General features: G+C 59.8%; 21 protein-coding genes and 4 pseudogenes. 7 read left to right on the top strand and 18 right to left on the bottom strand.

Translation table 11 applies throughout. The features are described 5' to 3' along the window. The first annotated feature begins 19 nt into the window (after positions 1-19). The gene (locus P1K31_RS21990) at positions 20-274 is read left to right on the top strand and encodes a helix-turn-helix domain-containing protein (RefSeq protein WP_368410901.1); all 255 of its coding nucleotides are present in this window, start codon (positions 20-22) and stop codon (positions 272-274) included. Between the two features lie 302 nt (positions 275-576). On the opposite strand, the gene P1K31_RS20120 is transcribed toward P1K31_RS21990, so the two are convergent. From P1K31_RS20120 to P1K31_RS20060, 14 genes and pseudogenes are all read right to left on the bottom strand, one after another. Further along, complete coding sequence (locus P1K31_RS20120) at positions 577-1,524, bottom strand: transcription initiation factor IIB (RefSeq protein WP_276306135.1); 948 nt, start codon at positions 1,522-1,524, stop codon at positions 577-579. Between the two features lie 136 nt (positions 1,525-1,660). Further along, on the bottom strand, positions 1,661-2,089 hold the full coding sequence (locus P1K31_RS20115) for an SWIM zinc finger family protein (RefSeq protein WP_276306134.1): 429 nt from the start codon (positions 2,087-2,089) through the stop codon (positions 1,661-1,663). A 130-nt stretch (positions 2,090-2,219) separates the two neighbouring features. After that, positions 2,220-3,146 carry an ArdC-like ssDNA-binding domain-containing protein gene (locus tag P1K31_RS20110; RefSeq protein WP_276306747.1) on the bottom strand — a complete coding sequence of 309 codons (927 nt, stop codon included), beginning with the start codon at positions 3,144-3,146 and terminating at the stop codon, positions 2,220-2,222. Positions 3,147-3,232: 86 nt separating this feature from the next. Then, a complete protein-coding gene (locus P1K31_RS20105; RefSeq protein ID WP_276306133.1) occupies positions 3,233-3,580 on the bottom strand; it encodes a DUF8013 domain-containing protein in 348 nt (115 codons plus the stop codon). A 76-nt stretch (positions 3,581-3,656) separates the two neighbouring features. Beyond that, positions 3,657-4,667, bottom strand: a complete 1,011-nt coding sequence (locus tag P1K31_RS20100) for a DUF6610 family protein (RefSeq protein ID WP_276306132.1) — start codon at positions 4,665-4,667, stop codon at positions 3,657-3,659. A 103-nt stretch (positions 4,668-4,770) separates the two neighbouring features. After that, positions 4,771-5,070 carry a hypothetical protein gene (locus tag P1K31_RS20095; RefSeq protein WP_276306131.1) on the bottom strand — a complete coding sequence of 100 codons (300 nt, stop codon included), beginning with the start codon at positions 5,068-5,070 and terminating at the stop codon, positions 4,771-4,773. Between the two features lie 55 nt (positions 5,071-5,125). Next, entirely contained in the window at positions 5,126-5,347 is a 222-nt protein-coding gene (locus P1K31_RS20090; RefSeq protein WP_276306130.1) for a DUF8129 domain-containing protein, read from the bottom strand. Positions 5,348-5,397: 50 nt separating this feature from the next. Next, on the bottom strand, positions 5,398-5,673 hold the full coding sequence (locus tag P1K31_RS20085) for a DUF7389 domain-containing protein (RefSeq protein WP_276306129.1): 276 nt from the start codon (positions 5,671-5,673) through the stop codon (positions 5,398-5,400). Between the two features lie 17 nt (positions 5,674-5,690). Then, positions 5,691-6,095, bottom strand: a complete 405-nt coding sequence (locus tag P1K31_RS20080; protein WP_276306128.1) for a DUF6166 domain-containing protein — start codon at positions 6,093-6,095, stop codon at positions 5,691-5,693. A gap of 79 nt (positions 6,096-6,174) precedes the next feature. Next, positions 6,175-6,570 (bottom strand): DUF7567 family protein, encoded by a 396-nt coding sequence (locus P1K31_RS20075; RefSeq protein ID WP_276306127.1) that lies wholly within the window; start codon positions 6,568-6,570, stop codon positions 6,175-6,177. A 73-nt stretch (positions 6,571-6,643) separates the two neighbouring features. Continuing rightward, positions 6,644-7,010: pseudogene (locus P1K31_RS20070) on the bottom strand (DUF7568 family protein). A gap of 3 nt (positions 7,011-7,013) precedes the next feature. Next, positions 7,014-7,498 (bottom strand): annotated as a pseudogene (locus P1K31_RS20065) (DUF7995 family protein). A 177-nt stretch (positions 7,499-7,675) separates the two neighbouring features. Continuing rightward, positions 7,676-8,113, bottom strand: a complete 438-nt coding sequence (locus P1K31_RS21985; protein WP_368410900.1) for a winged helix-turn-helix domain-containing protein — start codon at positions 8,111-8,113, stop codon at positions 7,676-7,678. Positions 8,114-8,116: 3 nt separating this feature from the next. Further along, on the bottom strand, positions 8,117-9,256 hold the full coding sequence (locus P1K31_RS20060) for an AAA family ATPase (protein WP_276306126.1): 1,140 nt from the start codon (positions 9,254-9,256) through the stop codon (positions 8,117-8,119). A gap of 132 nt (positions 9,257-9,388) precedes the next feature. Between P1K31_RS20060 and P1K31_RS20055 the strand changes: the two genes are divergently transcribed. The 4 genes from P1K31_RS20055 (at position 9,389) to P1K31_RS20040 (ending at position 12,139) form a co-directional block, all read left to right on the top strand. Continuing rightward, positions 9,389-9,670, top strand: a complete 282-nt coding sequence (locus tag P1K31_RS20055; RefSeq protein ID WP_276306125.1) for a hypothetical protein — start codon at positions 9,389-9,391, stop codon at positions 9,668-9,670. Then, the gene (locus P1K31_RS20050) at positions 9,667-10,143 is read left to right on the top strand and encodes a hypothetical protein (RefSeq protein ID WP_276306124.1); all 477 of its coding nucleotides are present in this window, start codon (positions 9,667-9,669) and stop codon (positions 10,141-10,143) included. The genes P1K31_RS20055 and P1K31_RS20050 overlap by 4 nt, the downstream gene beginning before the upstream one ends. Positions 10,144-10,313: 170 nt before the next feature. Next, the gene (locus P1K31_RS20045) at positions 10,314-10,727 is read left to right on the top strand and encodes a hypothetical protein (RefSeq protein WP_276306123.1); all 414 of its coding nucleotides are present in this window, start codon (positions 10,314-10,316) and stop codon (positions 10,725-10,727) included. Then, complete coding sequence (locus P1K31_RS20040) at positions 10,724-12,139, top strand: ThiF family adenylyltransferase (protein ID WP_276306122.1); 1,416 nt, start codon at positions 10,724-10,726, stop codon at positions 12,137-12,139. Before P1K31_RS20045 ends, P1K31_RS20040 begins: the two co-directional genes overlap by 4 nt. Positions 12,140-12,213: 74 nt before the next feature. Here P1K31_RS20040 and P1K31_RS20035 read toward each other — a convergent pair whose 3' ends face one another. From P1K31_RS20035 to P1K31_RS20025, 3 genes and pseudogenes are all read right to left on the bottom strand, one after another. Beyond that, positions 12,214-12,594 (bottom strand): hypothetical protein, encoded by a 381-nt coding sequence (locus P1K31_RS20035; RefSeq protein WP_276306121.1) that lies wholly within the window; start codon positions 12,592-12,594, stop codon positions 12,214-12,216. Positions 12,595-12,685: 91 nt separating this feature from the next. Then, positions 12,686-12,874, bottom strand: a pseudogene (locus P1K31_RS20030) (DUF8012 family protein). A gap of 138 nt (positions 12,875-13,012) precedes the next feature. Continuing rightward, complete coding sequence (locus P1K31_RS20025) at positions 13,013-13,894, bottom strand: biosurfactant protein 1 (protein WP_276306120.1); 882 nt, start codon at positions 13,892-13,894, stop codon at positions 13,013-13,015. 136 nt (positions 13,895-14,030) lie between these two features. On the opposite strand from P1K31_RS20025, the gene P1K31_RS20020 reads away from it, so the two are divergent. Both P1K31_RS20020 and P1K31_RS21980 read left to right on the top strand, forming a co-directional pair. Further along, the gene (locus P1K31_RS20020) at positions 14,031-14,582 is read left to right on the top strand and encodes a DUF7342 family protein (RefSeq protein ID WP_276306119.1); all 552 of its coding nucleotides are present in this window, start codon (positions 14,031-14,033) and stop codon (positions 14,580-14,582) included. 17 nt (positions 14,583-14,599) lie between these two features. Beyond that, complete coding sequence (locus tag P1K31_RS21980) at positions 14,600-15,088, top strand: hypothetical protein (protein WP_368410897.1); 489 nt, start codon at positions 14,600-14,602, stop codon at positions 15,086-15,088. On the opposite strand, the pseudogene P1K31_RS20010 reads toward P1K31_RS21980, so the two are convergent. Continuing rightward, positions 15,085-16,011, bottom strand: a pseudogene (locus P1K31_RS20010) (transcription initiation factor IIB). The gene P1K31_RS21980 and the pseudogene P1K31_RS20010 sit on opposite strands and share 4 nt — an antisense overlap. Positions 16,012-16,273: the final 262 nt, after the last annotated feature.

Raw genomic sequence — 16,273 nt, 5'->3', positions numbered from 1 at the left:
GTACTGTGAGTCCAACGGCTTGTCGTTCGATATTGATGCGATCCGTGAGCTTGACGGGGAGCCAGTCGGTCGGTACGGACTTACCGAAGAGCAGTACGAGGCACTCACCGAGGCCGCCAAACAAGGCTATTTCGAGGTCCCACGCGACATACAGTTGGGAAAGCTGGCGGACGAGCTCAGCATCTCGCATCAAGCACTGTCCGAGCGAATACGACGAGCAATGCTAGCCCTGGTCGGGGATACGCTGTTGATCGGACCGGAATCAGACGAATGACTGAATAAGAGTCCGCGATCGGATCGTGTCGGAATGGTTAGCTACTGGGATTCAGATCGATCCACTCTCGTTTGTAACTGACCATTTGTCGATCACTATTCCACGCACGGGATTGATAACGACAACTGTCGCGTTCACGTTTGCTGGAACGTACACTATCTTTAGCGCTATCAGTCGTTTGCCGTAACGACCGAACAGGGTGGCGTCCTCCCAAGTGGGTTCTGGGAGGACGCAGTATTACTGGTTCGTCGAGAGCGTGACCTGCTCGACGGAGCGTAAATCGATTGTCGCATCGTCGCACGTTATCTTGTGACATCCCCCCGTGCAAGCGCGTCGATGATCGCTTCATAATGGGTTCGTAGCGTTACCGTCGAGACGTCTGCTGCCTCTGCAACGCGCGTCTGTGTCACACTCCACTCGCATTCCTGGGCAGTAGTATAGAGACAGGCGGCAGCTACGCCTGCTGGATGACTCCCATTCGAGATCCCGGCCTCCGCAGCCACCTCTGCGAGTTCACGCGCTCGGTGACGGATTCGGTCACGAAGGTCGAGGTCCGAGGCAAGCTTCGGAAGAAACGCTCGCGGCGTAACCGGCTGGGCTGGAAGGCCCAATTCGCTGTTCAGCGTGTTATATGCCGTCGTTAGCTCTGACCGCTCACACCGAGCGACCGCGTCGGTCTCTTCGAGCGTTCGGGAAAGGCCGTTGCACCGACACGCACCATAGACGCTTGCCGCGGCGATCGCTTCGATCGATCGCCCCCGGAGGAGATCCTCGTTCTGAGCACTCCGGAAGAGCGTACACGCCTGGTCACGGATCGACGTCCCAAAGTCGAGAGCGCTCGCAATCCGTCGCACCTCGCCCAGGCCGTGGGCGAGATTCTGATCGGCCGTCGACTGCCAGCGCGCCCATGTCTGCTCACGGCGAAGCCGGCCGAGCTGGCGCTGTTTCGCCCCGCTCAGCGTCCGTCCACGACCGTCACGCTTCCGCCCGATCGTCGTCGAGAGCCCACGATCGTGTCGTGCCGGCGTGAGTGGTGCACCGGTCCGTTCACGGGTCGTCTCGTCGTCTGCGAAGAAGCGCCACTCCGGGCCGTGATCGATCTGCTGTTCATCAATCACCAGCCCACAGTCTTCACAGACGGTTTCGATCGCCGTCGTCTGTACCTGACCACTGCACTCCGGGCAGTCAGTTGTTGTACCATGCTGTACATCCTCGTCGAAACCAGTCTCGTAGATGTCCCTCGTCGCCATTGGTCTGATCTCACCGACTTGTCGAGGGACGCAGCACGTCTGAGCGCCCCTCACCCCATCAGGGGCTGAAAAACTCGTCGGCGTGATGCGGTACTCGCTGTCTCCTGAGTCTGCTCAGTACGAACATTCCGACTCGCTACTCCGGGAGTGACCGCTTTCCCGTCTGGTAGCATTCCCTGCACGGAAACGCATCGTTGAGGCCCGCGCAGGCACACTCCTCGATGTCCTCTGCCTCCTCGGCCTGGTCGACATCAGCCACCGATCCAAGCGTCCCACCATCGGGTATGATCTCTCTCTCGGTCGCTGCCTGCAAGACTGGCTGTCGAATCGCCACCGCAATGCGGTGCTTACAGGCGCCCGAATACGTCCGATCGGCTGGACAGTTGCATCTCACCGGGACGCCGTCGTGCATCCGCACAAGATACTCGTGCTCCTCCGGCGTGGCGTGACTTCCATTCCGGACGAGGATACCGTCAGACCGGAGTTGGAATTCGAACGCTTCGTACTGCGCGCGTTTGATCGTCCGTGTCGTCGGCTCAAGTTGGGTCAGCAGATGAGTCGCCATTCCGTGATCATCTGCAGCGCACGTCTCTCGTGAGCGCGCCCTGCACCCTTCTAGGGCTGAAAAACCGGACCGTACGACAGCGAGCGATCAAGCGCGTTAGAGAAGACGGCTGCCGGGAGTTAGCGCCAGTTCACTCGGCAAGGAGCTCGATGAGCTCTGCTGCCGTCCGGCTGATACGGCCAAGACGCTCGTGAACGACCTCGGCGTCGTCAGTTTCCCACGCTGCAAGGTAGAACGCAGATCCACTCGTATCCAGTCCGAAAAATCGACCAACGATGTATGCGACGGCTTCCGCTTCGACTTCGCGCTTCGACCGTTCGTCCTCATCGTCGACGTCGAAATGGAGCAGCGCATGGGCGTACTCGTGAAGCAACGTGACCGCGAGGTCGGCTTGGTTCGCGCGGGCTTTCGCCTCGACCACTGGTCGAAGGTCGTGGAGGCTTCGCTGTTTGCAGACGCCCTTCGCCTCGCCGTGCACCCACTCGTCGGCGTCGACGATGCGAACCGTCACGCCGAGCGAATCCGCTGCTGCTGTGAGTGTGGGTACGAGGTCCTCTGCGTCGCCTGTCGCCTCCGTTTCTATCTCGGGAAGCGGCTCTCCCTCGGTCTGGGAGATATCGAAGACAGCGGTCGGTTTGAATCCCACGAGCCCTTTCGACCACTCTTCGGGAGGCGTCTCGTCGTAGTCACAGTCGCATTGCTCGTGGTAACTGGGCGAATTCTCGCATTCGGGGCACTGCTTCGTAATAATCGGTGCCCAAATCCAGATTGCCTGCTCGCCCTCCTGGACGTGCCGGTCGAACTCATTCCGCCAGGTGTTGAAGCCAGCGACCTTCGTTGCCTCGGGACACTGGAGTTTGATGAGCAGCGTGTTGCGATGGGAGTAGTCGTGGAAACGACTCTGGACGTCGAGCCACTCTTGGAACTCATCGCTAGCCTGCGCCGCATCAATGTCGCCAACGAGTTCGTCGATCCATGCTTCAATCGTACTGTGCATCTCGTCTGTTCGCGTGTCGGTCTCCTCGAAGGAGGCCGACGAGTCGCTCGTCGTAGCCATGATATTCTGAAAGTCGCCTTCCTGCGATCGCTTCACTTCAGCCCGCGCCGCACCCCTGACGGCGCATAAAAACCTCGTGACGGCGGTTACCGGAGGGCGGCTTTCTCATCAGCGAAGCCGACTGTGACGAGGTAGTCGAGAAATGAATCGAACTGGTCGACGTCGCTGGGCGTGTCAGTCGCGAGGTGGCGTGCCCACTCGATGGCCCACTGGAACACCGGATCAGTACCGCCCTTGCCGTGGATATACCACCAGCGAGCTGCCTTCAGGACGACAAGTGGATTCGTCGGTGGCTGCTCGGTCGCGAGCGCCTGCGTAATCGACCGGATTTCCTCGGGAACATCTTCTGGTTCGACCCCGGCTGATTGGCTGTTCGCTACGTCGACTGGAATTGCATCGATCGAGACGTCGTTCGCATTCTGTTGTTGGCTCACGGAAATCACCATCTCTGAGAGCCTGATTTAGCACGCCCTCGCACTCTCCGGAGGGCGCGAAAAACAGGTCGCTGTATCAGGCAGACGGGAGATAGACGCTCCGATCACCGGCAATCTCCTCAAGGTTGTTCCGATGCCGGTGCGAGAAGTAGCACTCATAGCAGCAGTACCCACAGACTTCGCTCGTACCATACTCGGCGACGTATGGGCCACGATCAGTCGTCCAGACGTTGGCGCGGCACTCGGTACACGCCGCGCTCTCGATATCGCTTGGCGTGGGCCCGGAATAGGTGAGTTCAGTCTCGTCCGCCTGGGGTGTCGAATCGGGCCAGACGCCGTGGTCCTGCCAGAATTCTTTGAGCCGGCTGAGGCTATGCCGGACCGTCTTCCGGACCGTGACGTGGTCGGCGTCACGACCACTGTCGTCCCAGCCGTCGGCCGTCCAGAACTCGCCGAACTGCGCCCCGCGATGCAGACCATTCCAGTCGAGGCCGACGATGTCGGCCGGCGGGTCCCCCGTCAGCGTTGGTTGGGTGAGTTGCTCCACGACTTCGAGTTGCTTGGGTGGACTGCCACCAAGGATGTGGACCCGACGGCCCCGCCAATCGACGGGGTCGGAGAACTCGTGTGCAAGTGTGTCCGCGTAGCCTCGCGAGTAGCCAAGCACAATATCGTCGGGAACCGCCTCAATGGCGGCCCGGCATTTCGGGACGATGATGAACTCCGTCTCGGGCAGACTCCCCTGGAGCTCTCGAATCGTGTCGACGTACCTCTGTGCTTCCGAAGCATCGTAGGCGTCACCGATGATACCCACGTTGGGCTCGTACTCGAGCACCCGATCGACGTACCGGTCGAGATCAGGGTTCCGAAAATCGTTATCGAGCATTCCGACCGGGCACTCGAGGGTCTCGAATTGCGACTGCTGATACGTGCAATCCTCGCGAAACCCAGGGAGGAAGCCGAGGGTCAGCGCATCAATCGCAAACGGAACCCGATGGAGGAACGCCACGTACGCCGCTTGCCGGGCGTCAGAGTGTGTCTCAGTAGAACTGTTGCTAACTGGGTCTGCGCTGTCGTGAATGGCCATGAGGAGTCTCCTGCGGGACTCCGTCGCCCCGCAGGGCTCTCCGGGGCACGACAGACCTCGCTAGTATTAACCAACGAAATTCGGGAACAAGACTGCGTGTTGGTTAATCCCCGAAAAGGCAGTGCATCGCTGCCTCGTCACCTGTGAGCGTCTGTTGGTCGGCGTCAGTATCCGCGAAGAGCGTAGACTGATCTCCTGTTGAGGACTGCGTTACTTCTGGCCGGTCGTCGACGCCGAAGTCACTTGCTTCGGGTCGATCGAGCCGGGAGTCTCGGTCGCGATGATCGACGTCTGCGCCGAAGTCCTCAAGCGAGGTCTCGACGCTCGTCTCGGCCAGTTCGAGCTGGCCGTCCTCACTGAACGCCGTCTGTTGCTGAAGCTCAATCTCGGGTCGGTCGCTCATCTAGTTCGAAGCCTCTACCCCTGACGGCGTCGACAAACAGCCCGTGAGCGTCCATTCAGGTATCTTCTGACCGAAGCTCGCTGGCACGGTCATCGAGCCGTCGGAGGATCTGGACGCGTTGCTGGTGAGCGTTCTCATAGGCAACGCACGCTCGCAGTGTTTCCATGTCGTTGATCGTCGTTATGCCGGCGTTGATGAGTCGTGTATTCGGTGGGTCGAGACGCTGTGCTGGGGACAGTTCGCTCGAATCTGGATCGTGCTCTCCTGTGTCGCTCACTCCTGGTCGCCTCCACGCCTCCTGAGGCGACGAAAAACAGCACCCGCTCGCTACTCGTCGTCTCCTGGTTGGATCTGGCGAGCGTCCTCGGCGAGGTCGTGGATGTACTCCCGAAGCGTCTCCATGTCCTCGCGGGCCTCTTCGAGCGTCTTGCCTTTCGCTTTCGCGATCACCTCCTCCTGATCCCTGGTTCCGGTTCCGCGTTTGAGCTTCACCGTGAGGGAGACGCCGACGTCGCTTCGCTCGACGTACTCGGTCGGTGTCTGTTGCTCACGGTTCTCGGTCGATTCTGCGTTCGTACGGGACTGCTGTGTGTGTTCTGACATAGATTGCTCTCTGACTGTTAGTTGACGGACGGTGCGACCGGCTCGTCGACGGCCTCACGAAGGGCCGCATCTATCTCGTGTCCTGTGAGTCGCCAACAGCCGTCTGGTTCTGTACACTCCAACTGGCTCACGGCCTCGGTTTTGAACCCCATGTACTCCGCCAGTGCGACCTCCTCGTCGCCGGTGTAATCGAGCAGGAGTGCGAGCGCGAGTTGGGCCGGACCACTACCGTTGTATCCCCAGCTGAATCCGGAGGGACTGTGGTTCGCTAGCTCGAGACTCCGATCGGGTGTGAGTTGTTCCTGACCGGGCTGTTTCTCGACGATGGAGCGGCCTCGCCGGCGGTAGCCGACGTAGACGATGTCGGTCTCATTCGAGGTGCGTGACTCTTCGATCGGCTGTGGATCACTAATTCCACTCATAGTTCTGTTCGAGGAGTGCTCGTTCGAACACCCCCCGCACCCCTCAGGGGGTGAAAAACTGCCCACCGAACACCTCTCCTTACGCTAAGTGAGACACCTCAGCAGGTTCTTCGATGTCGTCGAACTTACCGCGCTCGACCGGTTCCCAGTCCTCGCTGGGTTCGGGACTCCACCAGTCGATCTCGTAGGCACCCGGTGCGCCGAGAATCTTCACCCTCGCCGACCCGTCAGGCAGGTCGCGACGATGTTTTTCGTCGACGTGGAGATTCCAGGCCGTGTCGGTATCGAAGCAGGCGAGGACGGCTTCCTCGTAGCCACGATCCTCATGTGATTCTTGGAGTTCAACCTGCGTGTTGCAGTGCTTGCAGAACACCCCCTCGAACGGGATGTGGGTGAAGACCTCCTGCCCGCAGACGGGGCACCAGAGGAACTCGAACAGTGCCTCACTGTGTCGGTCAAGTACTTCAAGGGTCATTGGTTGACTAACCCGGCCGTCCCGGGCCACCACCTCGTGCCCGGCCGAAAAACAGCGCCCACCGCTCATTCACTCATCGTTCGGCGCCGTAGACGATGTGTGAGGGGGCTTGGTACCCACAGTCGGGGCAGTCGTACCACCGCTGGACTTTTCGCCCCATCTGCTGACTTCTCGCCGACGCGAACGTCGTCATTCGGACACTCAGGACAGCTGAGTTCCGGAGCAGGCCGCTCCCGGAACTCGTCACGGAACGACTTCGCGCCCTTCGCCTCGTATCCCCGCGACCAGACAGGATAGCCGTCGACGAGAATTGTCGCACGCCATTTGTACCGGTAGGAGTCAGGTGCTCGATGCAGGACGGCTCGCGCTCCAGTCTCGGTGTTCCAATACCCAAGGGGCGGTGATCGGCTCTTGCGTCGCCAGTTGGTGATTCTGGACATTGTTTAAAAGTGGACGTCAGCGGGCACGATCCAGAGCTCCTCACTCTCTTCGAGGAGCCGATCCAGCTGTCCCCGGTGGCGAATGCCGGTTCCGTGTTTGGTGTACAGGAAGATCGTCGGGCCGTCGTACGCACCGACCTGGTGGAAGGCGTGCCGGGCAAGGTCCTCGTCGCGCATGATCGCCTCGTCGGAGAGCTCGTCGATGGCTTCCTTCACTCGATCGAGGTTTTGCTCGAACTCCTTCTTCGTCGCCTCCCAGCCACGCTCGAGAAGATCCTGGCCGTCATCGGAGTCGATGGGGGCTGCAGTCGGGAGTTCACCCATCGCGCCTTCCCCGCAACGGACGTGTCCTCCTCGTTGAAAGTCACGTAGTAGTCGAAGACGGCGCCAGCGTGTGGGTCCGCGCCGACCAGGCGGTCGAACACCGTCTTTCCGGTGGCCAGGGCGTCGTCGTGGGTCGATGCCTCTACGAGGGCGTAACTCACCATGTGCATCTCGAACACCTCGAAGCGCCGACGCTCCGGGGATCGTTGCTTGCTCGCCCCTGCTGCGCCGGCACCCATCGCTGGCGCTCGAAAAACCTGCTCTGACGGTTGGTTTTCAGGACTCGTCCACTCGTTCGACAGTGATCGTTAGCTCTCCAGACTTGTAGTCAGCTTCGAAAATCATAATCGCTGCAGGTAGGAATCTAGACGTTTCCCGACTCTCGAAAAAAACCCGTCTGCGGAATTGTGAGATGAAACTGATTCATCGTGATCCTGATGAGCGTGGTTTGTCGTATGAGATATCCCTAATCCGCTATCGGATGTGATGGTGATGTGTAGGCCTCGAACCACCGGTTTCCAGACTGTGGTTTGGTCTGTGGTTCCCTGTGAGTCAATGAGCCCAATGTCTGCAAGTGCGTTGAGCGTATCGCGGACTTCGCGCATATCCATATTAATCCCGCGGGCGATTTCGCCGGTCGATGATGGACCTTCTGTGAACAGGTAATCGAGAATACGGAGACTGTCCCAGCGGCTGAGGATTTCCAAAAAGTAGGCTTCCTCACCCAGCTCCTGATCACCAAGCAATCGTGCGAGTTCTGATCTTGAAATACTATCCATAACTTATGATTTGCGTTGGCCGCTGAGTTCTTTCCGTGCCAATTCTGTCAGCTTGTACTGGATACCACGGCCCATTTTCGTCGCGCGCACCAGGCCGTTTTTCTCCAGCATATCGAGCCGTTCTTCGACAGTGTACGAGCTCATGCTCAATCCCTCTGAGATTGCATTGATACTGTTGGGTCCCTCGGTGGCCAAGAAGTCAAGGATCGTCATCGCCTCTTCATCGCCTATCGCCTCGATCTTTCGGGCGGCGGACCGTTCAAGGAACGCTTCAGTAAACTCGAAGTTGATCTGAGCTTGTTCGGTTTCAGCAGCCTCCTCTAGGATCGCGTTGAACTCCCGGCAGAGATGGCGGGGATACGGGGTAATGTCCTGATGGACGAGTTCGATGCTCTCGGTAGTGAATGGCGTCACGTCCCCCTCATCGTGAGTGCAGCCGGGTCCATCGCGCCACTCGCTTCGGGAGCAGTAATACCGTAGCCGTTTGTTGACGAGATCGAGTGTGCTCTCTGCATCTAGGCCCGTGAGTTTGATTTCATCCCCGATCCGGTCGGCCAAGGGTTCTATCTTGGCATGGATGCGGTCCAGCATGTGCGTCGTGCCATTGAACACTAGAACCGGTTCCCAGTCATCGACGTCGCGCTGGAGGTGCAGAATTTGTCGCAGGGTTCCGTCACTGCCCGCGATGACTTCGTCATAGAAGATCACGGTTCGAATCCCCTCTTCGTAGTGATGTTCCATCTTCTGCATGACCTGATCATACAGGTCGCTCTGACTGGCAGTCGAATCAAAGTCAACGTCTAACTCGCGCAAGATATTTTTTGCCATGGTCTTGCTGAACCGGCCTTTCTGCACGTGGATGAATACCGGTTGATACCCCTCAATGTCTGCTAGGATATCGTACATCACCCGGGTTAGGATGGTCTTCCCAGTCCCGAACGGTCCTGTGATGAAGGTGTTGACGTTCCGTTGGATGTTCTTTTGCAGTTGCCGGAGCTCATCTTCGTATCCCGCAAACAAACGATTGTCCGGCCAGTTCTCGGCGAATGGGTTCTGTACGAGCTGATGGCCATCGATCGCATAGGGCCAATTCCCACCGCCTTCCATCTCCTGTTTTATTGATGAAATGATGTCCTCAGACATGTCCGTGTTCACCTCTACAAAAGATAGCAGCATGACTGGCCATAAAAACTCTGTTACGTCTGGCGGCGCTATCAACTCTAATCACTCTATCGACCCGAAATACTTTAATCAATGTGACCTCTCTGGACGTGTATGGGTTCAAACAACCCAGCACAGAACGACCGGCCCGACGAACAGACCTCCGTCACCCTGACCGTGAAGAGCGGGCGAGGCGACGACCCCCAAGAGTTCACGTTCCCGCAGGAGACCACGGTCGGAGACGCCGCCCAGGAGGCCGCGGACGACTTCGGCCTAACCGGCAACAACCCGACCTTCGTCCACGACGGCACCCCGCTCGACCAGCAGCGTCCGCTCGTGAGCTACGACCTGGACGGGGCGACCGTGATCCTCAGCACCAACGATGGGGGCGTATGACGGTCGGTGCGGCCGTCACCCGTGAACTTCTGCGGGACGAAAAAAACACGGTGGACGAACTCGCCGCGGACCTCGACTGGGCGGTCGACGCCGCGCTGGACGACCTCGTGATGACGGTCACCATGGAGAGCCAGCTCGACAGCGAGGTGTATCTCGTCGAACTTGAGTGCACGAACTACGACGAGGAGCCTCCGTACGTCGAGATGATCCATCCCGACACGGGTGAGCGCGGTGTTCCGGCCGCCTACTTCGATGACCGCGGCACGTCCCCCAACCTGTGCTACCCAAAAGGGCCGGCTTGGTGTCACCAGTTCAACCGGAAGCTGTACCAGGACACCAACGCGCATAACGACTGGTCGATGGCGGCGTGGAAACGTGAGGCGGGCGACTATACGACGCTCGGGAGTATCCTGCTCCTGCTATACCGCCGCATGAACGATCCCGAATCGTATCAAGGGCGGTTGCAAGCGTAACCATGAGCGTGCTGACCCGTCTCCGGTCGGTTTTCCGCCTCGGATCCCGGTCCACCTCCGCGGACGCAGCGCCCTCGTGGCCGGCGCACGTCCTCGTCCCGGAAGCGATCTACACACATACCCGACGTGGGCTACGGTCGCATTCTCCGGCGACCGAGGAACACGAGGGCGTGGTCTACTGGGCCGGAACTACTGTTCCATCTCTCGACACCGTGGTGGTCCTCTCCTGTCTCGTCCCGACTGCCGAGACCGGTCCCGGCCGGTTCGATGTCTCTGCAGGCGCGTATGCGCGTATCGTCGAAGCGGTGCACGACCATGATCTCCAGCTGCTGGCTCGCGTACATAGTCACCCAGGATCGTGGACCGGCCATTCAGATAAGGACGACGGGCCGAACCTGGTATACGACGGGTTTTACTCGATCGTTGTTCCAGACTATGCGGCTAACGGTGTTCAACCTCTCACCGACTGCGGCGTTCACCGGTTCGAGGACACCGAATTCAAGCAGCTCGACTCAACAGAGGTGGCCCAGACCTTTCGAACGATAACATCACCGCCGCAGTACATTGATACCCGGAACCCATGACCATCCCGCTTTCAGAAGACGAGTTCTACCGCCGTCGGGACGACCGAACGGACACCGTTCTGACCGATCTGGGGGAGGAGACGTACTACCAGAACGCCAAGCTGCTGGTAACGGCTGACACCGATATCGCCACCACGTACGCCGGCCAGGTCGCTATGCTTACGCTCGGCAACGTGCTCAGCCGATTTGCTCGCAACGTCGATCTCCAGGTCCCCGCTGTCCCCCTTCACGAACAGCTCCGGGTCTCACAGGAGCGGCTCCCTGATCGGCTCAATCACGAGATGACGGCGGCCAACCCGTTCGGCGCATTCAACCCCGAGCAAACTTGGTCACCTGCCGAATACGACGCTGCTATCGCCCTGGGAACCACCGGAACCCCGATCGATCCAACAGTCCACCTCGATGTCAGTGGGTGGCAGGCCCGAATCACCCGGAATGCACCCCTGCAACCGTTCGATGCCCGTAAAGCAAACCCGATCGGGCCGGCCGTTGGCGCGTGTCTCGCGGTGGCCGAAGTGTTCAAAATCATCGCGCAGCTGTCACGGGTCCATCCCACGAACGGGTATACTTTTGATGCGTTCGGCCTTGAGGCGCTACCCCCGACGGAACAAGCCCACCGGCCAGCGCTCCCTGAGTCGGTGCGGCTAGGTGACGTCCACCTGATCGGCGTCGGGTCCGTCGGCTCCGCCTTGCTCTACTTCCTGCGAATGCTCCCGGTTCATGCGCACTTTGACCTCGTGGATTTTGACGACATCGAATACGCGAATCTCAACCGCTCACCGATCTTCACCGCGCAGCAGGCCACGGCCAAGACGGCGAAACCGGCAGCTGGTGAAGAGTATCTCGCAGGCCACGTCCCGGCGACCGGCCACCATATGCCCTATGATGAATTCGTGGACACAGGGCAGGCCGACACCCCTGATGTGGTCATCCCGGTTGCCAATGAGCACGATGTCCGGGCATCCATTCAGTTCAATCGCCCACCGGTCATGGTTCACACGACGACCGGTGGCTCCCGGGTCTATGTTCGCCGGCATATTCCAATCGTCGACCCGTGCCTCCTGTGTCACTTCCCGCCGGACGATCCAGGGTTCGATCCGGAGTGTGCCACTGCTCCGGTTACCAATACTCCAGCCACCACGGAGGATGCAGAACAGGCCGATGCCGCTCTTCCTTTTGTCTCGGTCATGGCCGGAGCACTACTCGCGGGCGAACTGGTGAAGCTCACGCTCCCCGACTATCCGGTAACGAAAAACTTCGTCGAATTAGATATGTTCTCGACCTTTGCCGAATCCCCATTGGCATACGACCGTCCATGCTTGCCAGGTTGTCCATTTTGCTCGTCACAGAGCGAAACGGTCCACCGCCGGCTCATCAAGAAAACTCAATTCGCTCATCTCTCCGACAATTAATCTCGTACCGAACACCAACTCACAGGGCGATCACGACTGGATCGCCCCGCACCCCTCCCGGGGGACGAACAACGCTACTCGTCGATCGGGTCGGGGGAACTGAGGTCTGCATGGAGGACTTCGCCGTCGCGAACGACGTACCGCTTCGCCAGCACGGGGAAGCGGCACTTGGTGAACCCCGCCGTCTGGATATCGAGTTCTTCGTCGGCTTCAAGAAGGTCAGCGAGTTCTCGCAAGAACTCATGGGTTACGATGCCGCCCTCGTAGTCCGGGAGGCCGTTCTCCCGCGCCTCGTACACTTCGAAGTCATCGTACCCCCAAATCGTGAGCTCTCCGTCTTCGGTAACCTCCCAGTTGAGCGTCCCGAAGCAGTAGCTCTCACAGAGCTCGCGGACTGCCTGCGGATCCGATACGATCGCGCCGGTCGACGTCGTCGCAGCTTGCAGTGTGGCCATATCTGGACTTCACGGGGTCGCCCCCGCACCCCTGTCGGGGGCGATAAACCGACGCGAGAGGCACCTCGCTTGGCGTGGTCGGGGACTCTAGTTAAGAGTCTGCGTGGGCGTCTGCCCCGGCTCCGTCGCCCGGCCGCGTGAGGAGGCTCACATCTTCCAGGAGGTCTCTCGCGGTCTCAACTCACTCTCGATCCGCGTCGTCCAACCGGTCGACGTCAAGTCGGTTGAGATTGCTGAGTACACGATGCATCCGGTAGCCCTGTTTAAATTGTTGGTCCATCGGAAGCGCCTCACCGCCCGCCGGCGTGGAAAGACTCCCCATAGAGACTGGCGACGGGCTTGCAGGAGATCACGGCCTTAACCAACTAACCTCGACGCTACTCGCAGTCTGTTGGTTAACTGATGCCCAGTCATACCGCTACTCGAGACTGGGGCCGTAGCGGGCCGAGCAACACACCCGGCACTCCCAGATCGGTTGTCCCGTCCACGCCTCATCTGGAACCGATTCATGGGTCTTGAACCGATGGTCGGTCGTCCGCCCACAGTTCTGACAGTCGAGTTGCTGCGTCGTCGGTACCGAGGACCGCTGGCGATTAGCCTTGGCCTCGCCAGCGGATTCGCTCAGCGCCATCGCTGGAACCAGCCACACCGTATCGTCGGCGTCGTCGAGGACCGCTCCGAGACCCGACTCATCGCGGATGCCGTTCCCACGCTGGTCGTAGAGCCGCGTCGGGGCCTGCTCCTGACGCTCCGACGCTCCCTGCCCGTTCCAGCCTGTCCGGTCACGGGCGGCTCTGAGAAGCTGCCCTTCCTCCTTTGACGACACCTGTACCGCGTCGGGGAGTGAGGGCCATTGCTCGGCCAGCTGGCGCGCCGGTGCCTCGTCGAGATCGTAGATGAGTGTGTAGTCGTCGACGGCCGGCTCCGCCTCGTTGGCAGAGAGGAGATTCGCCGCGGCGCCGCCCTTCGCGACGGCGCCGTAGAAGGTGGTCGACTCGACGACCAGGTGGACGATGCCGAGGAACGTCGTCGTCGCCACCTCGTCCGTGCTGGTGGCTTCACTACCGAGATGGTTGGTTAGACAGAACCGGCATTTCGTCTGCCCGTCTGGGACTGACGCCCCACAGGACCGGCACTCGCCGTCGGTGGTCGACGGCTCGTCAGGGTAGCCACCCGTGGTCGTCGCGACGCGTTGTCGTCTGGGGCCACCCTCAACCCCGTCGTCCAGCCTCGTGTCTGGAATGTGTGACGCCTCGCCGGTCGGCCGCAGTTCCTCAAAGTCAGAATATCTGTTGTGCATTGGTTGGCTCATAGCTTCCATCCGTTTCGCATTTCAATCTCCGGATGTCTATGCTCTGAACGTACTCTCGATTATGCGCGAGGGTACAAACATATATGGGAGTAGGGTACGAACACTGTTGCAAGAGGTGCCAAGCATGTCCGAATCTCCACGGAATGGCGTCCAATCGTGGACTGAGTCGATGAGCGCCCGCGACCGTATTCGAGCCGTCGCCGAGACGCTTCGTGAACCCCGGTCGGTTAACTGGATCAGCGAGCAGGCCGACGCCGCCTGGAGCACGACCAACGAGGAGCTCCAGGATCTCGTCGACCGGGGCCAGCTGCGCCGCGTCGAGGCCGGCGAGACGACGCGCTACCAGCCGGACTACACGCGACTGCTCTTCGAGGAAATCCGCACGCTCATCGAGGAGAACACGCGCGAGGAGTTGCGGAACGAATTGGCCGCGATCACCGAGGAGATTGAGGAGTGGCAGGCGACCTACGACGTCGAGACGTGGGAGGAGCTCGAACAGTCGCTCGCCGACGGCGACCTCACAAGTGCCGAGCTCCGAGAACGCCGTGACGTCATCGCGTTCTGGCGCGAGAACGAGGAGGATCGCCGCCTCATCAAGCACGCACTGGAACTCTACTCGGATGTGGAAGCCGCCCGCGAACAGATGACCGACGTGGCTGACCGCGCCACGAGCTAATCCTCCTCTATCACAGTATGATCTTTCTTGCCGGTCGCGACCGCTATACACAGCGGACCCTCCTTCGAGACGTTCACGACCGATTGACGAATCAGGCTGGGTGTGAGGACGTGCGCTATCGCCCGTCTCGACGACGCCCTCGGTACGTCATCGCAGATGTCGACCCGACGACGTTCCTGAGTGACTCTTGCGATGCGGCGACCGCACGACTGGAGATTCGGTTCTGGTATCCTGCTGGCGTTGACCACGAATACTACCGCATCAACTGGGTCGAACCGGACCGAAACCTGATGCTCGGCTTCCACCAGGACGCCGACCATCCGGACCTTGGGCCCTGCCACATCCAGCTCAATTTCGAAGACACGCCCGTCGATCGGCATAGCGCGACGTTTCTCGACGCGCATCCACTCGCCGTCCTCGATGACCGACTACAGCAGTTCCCGGCGGCGGTAGGGGCGATTCGGTGGGACGGTGACACTCCCTCGCTCCCTACCTGGCCAGTCTAGACCGCCAATTCGTTCAGCGTGTCTCGATTCGACCGGATGGTCGTTGCAGTGACGCTCGCCACCTCCGCGACTTCCGCCTGCGTCAGCCATCGTCCCTCTTCGCGACCTGCCTTGTACAGGCAGGCAGCTGCGAAGCCTGACGGTTTGACACCCGACGCGGCTCCTGACGATTCTGACTGTTCAGCCGACCTCCGAGCCTGCTGCCGGATTTTCGCCGGGACATCGAGTTCTGACGCGAGACGAGGGATGAATTCGCTCGGTCGAACAGGCTGAGTCGGGAGTCCAAGTTCTGTATTCAGCGTCTTGTACGCATTCGTGACTCGCGATTGTTCAACGCGTGCCGCGTCGACGACGTCGTCGAGTAGCCGCGAGAGGCCGTTACAGCGACAGGCTCCGTAAATGCTTGCTGCAGCTATCGCTTCGGTTTATCGGCCTCGAAGCAGGTCTGCATTCTGAGCGCTCCGGAACAGTTGACACACCTGGTCACGAATCGAATCTGAGAGTTCGAGGACGCTCGCGATTCTTCGAACTTCACCCAGCCCGTATGCGAGGTTTCGCTCGGCTTTCGACTGGAACCGACCACGATCCTGTTCCCGCCGCATTCGGGATAGACGCTGGCGCTTTTGCCCAGAGAGTTCGTTCCCGTTCGCATCTTTCCCGCGACCGATTTCCGTCGACAGCCCTCGGTCGTGACGTGCCGCAGTCAGTGGAGCGCCCGTCCGCTTTCGCTGGTCCTGATCGTGAGTTCTCCATTCAGGGCCATGGTCAATCCGTTGCTCGTCGATAACGAGCCCACAGTCCTCGCAGATTGTTTCGACCGAGTTGGTAGTGCCCCGGCCATCGCATCCCGGACATTGGTTCGTGCTGGAGTTCGTCTGTACGTCCTCGTCGAAACTCGTTTCGTAGATATCTCTCATCGTCATGTTTTGTCGTCGGTTTTCTGTAGATTCGCCAGTACGGCGAACCCCTCACCCACTGAGGAGAAAACAAACTCTATGCAGGACTGGCGTACCTACTGAGGGAGTTGGGGTGATTGAATTACGGCGTTGTAGCCCTCGATAACGTAACGAAGGACTCAAAGAGTACCGAGATTCGCTTTCTAAACGTGAAATGGAGCGCAGAACGGGATCCATGGGTGGTGCGGTTTTTCATTTGTGCGGTTATTAGATGCAGTATATCCCGATG

Source organism: Halomarina halobia, assembly GCF_029338575.1.
Taxonomy (GTDB): Archaea; Halobacteriota; Halobacteria; order Halobacteriales; family Haloarculaceae; genus Halomarina; species Halomarina halobia.
The sequence above is the reverse complement of the archived record's forward strand: the minus strand, read 5'-3'. Positions and strand labels throughout refer to the sequence as shown.

Coding starts and splice junctions, on each gene's coding strand:
- P1K31_RS20035 (WP_276306121.1), bottom strand. CDS start 12,594: ATGGCCACACTGCAAGCTGCGACGACGTCGACCGGCGCGATCGTATCG.
- P1K31_RS20085 (WP_276306129.1), bottom strand. CDS start 5,673: ATGTCAGAACACACACAGCAGTCCCGTACGAACGCAGAATCGACCGAG.
- P1K31_RS21985 (WP_368410900.1), bottom strand. CDS start 8,113: ATGGATAGTATTTCAAGATCAGAACTCGCACGATTGCTTGGTGATCAG.
- P1K31_RS20075 (WP_276306127.1), bottom strand. CDS start 6,570: ATGACCCTTGAAGTACTTGACCGACACAGTGAGGCACTGTTCGAGTTC.
- P1K31_RS20110 (WP_276306747.1), bottom strand. CDS start 3,146: ATGGCTACGACGAGCGACTCGTCGGCCTCCTTCGAGGAGACCGACACG.
- P1K31_RS20095 (WP_276306131.1), bottom strand. CDS start 5,070: ATGAGCGACCGACCCGAGATTGAGCTTCAGCAACAGACGGCGTTCAGT.
- P1K31_RS20080 (WP_276306128.1), bottom strand. CDS start 6,095: ATGAGTGGAATTAGTGATCCACAGCCGATCGAAGAGTCACGCACCTCG.
- P1K31_RS20025 (WP_276306120.1), bottom strand. CDS start 13,894: ATGCACAACAGATATTCTGACTTTGAGGAACTGCGGCCGACCGGCGAG.
- P1K31_RS20115 (WP_276306134.1), bottom strand. CDS start 2,089: ATGGCGACTCATCTGCTGACCCAACTTGAGCCGACGACACGGACGATC.
- P1K31_RS20120 (WP_276306135.1), bottom strand. CDS start 1,524: ATGGCGACGAGGGACATCTACGAGACTGGTTTCGACGAGGATGTACAG.
- P1K31_RS20055 (WP_276306125.1), top strand. CDS start 9,389: ATGGGTTCAAACAACCCAGCACAGAACGACCGGCCCGACGAACAGACC.
- P1K31_RS21980 (WP_368410897.1), top strand. CDS start 14,600: ATGATCTTTCTTGCCGGTCGCGACCGCTATACACAGCGGACCCTCCTT.
- P1K31_RS20040 (WP_276306122.1), top strand. CDS start 10,724: ATGACCATCCCGCTTTCAGAAGACGAGTTCTACCGCCGTCGGGACGAC.
- P1K31_RS20020 (WP_276306119.1), top strand. CDS start 14,031: ATGTCCGAATCTCCACGGAATGGCGTCCAATCGTGGACTGAGTCGATG.
- P1K31_RS20060 (WP_276306126.1), bottom strand. CDS start 9,256: ATGTCTGAGGACATCATTTCATCAATAAAACAGGAGATGGAAGGCGGT.
- P1K31_RS20100 (WP_276306132.1), bottom strand. CDS start 4,667: ATGGCCATTCACGACAGCGCAGACCCAGTTAGCAACAGTTCTACTGAG.
- P1K31_RS20050 (WP_276306124.1), top strand. CDS start 9,667: ATGACGGTCGGTGCGGCCGTCACCCGTGAACTTCTGCGGGACGAAAAA.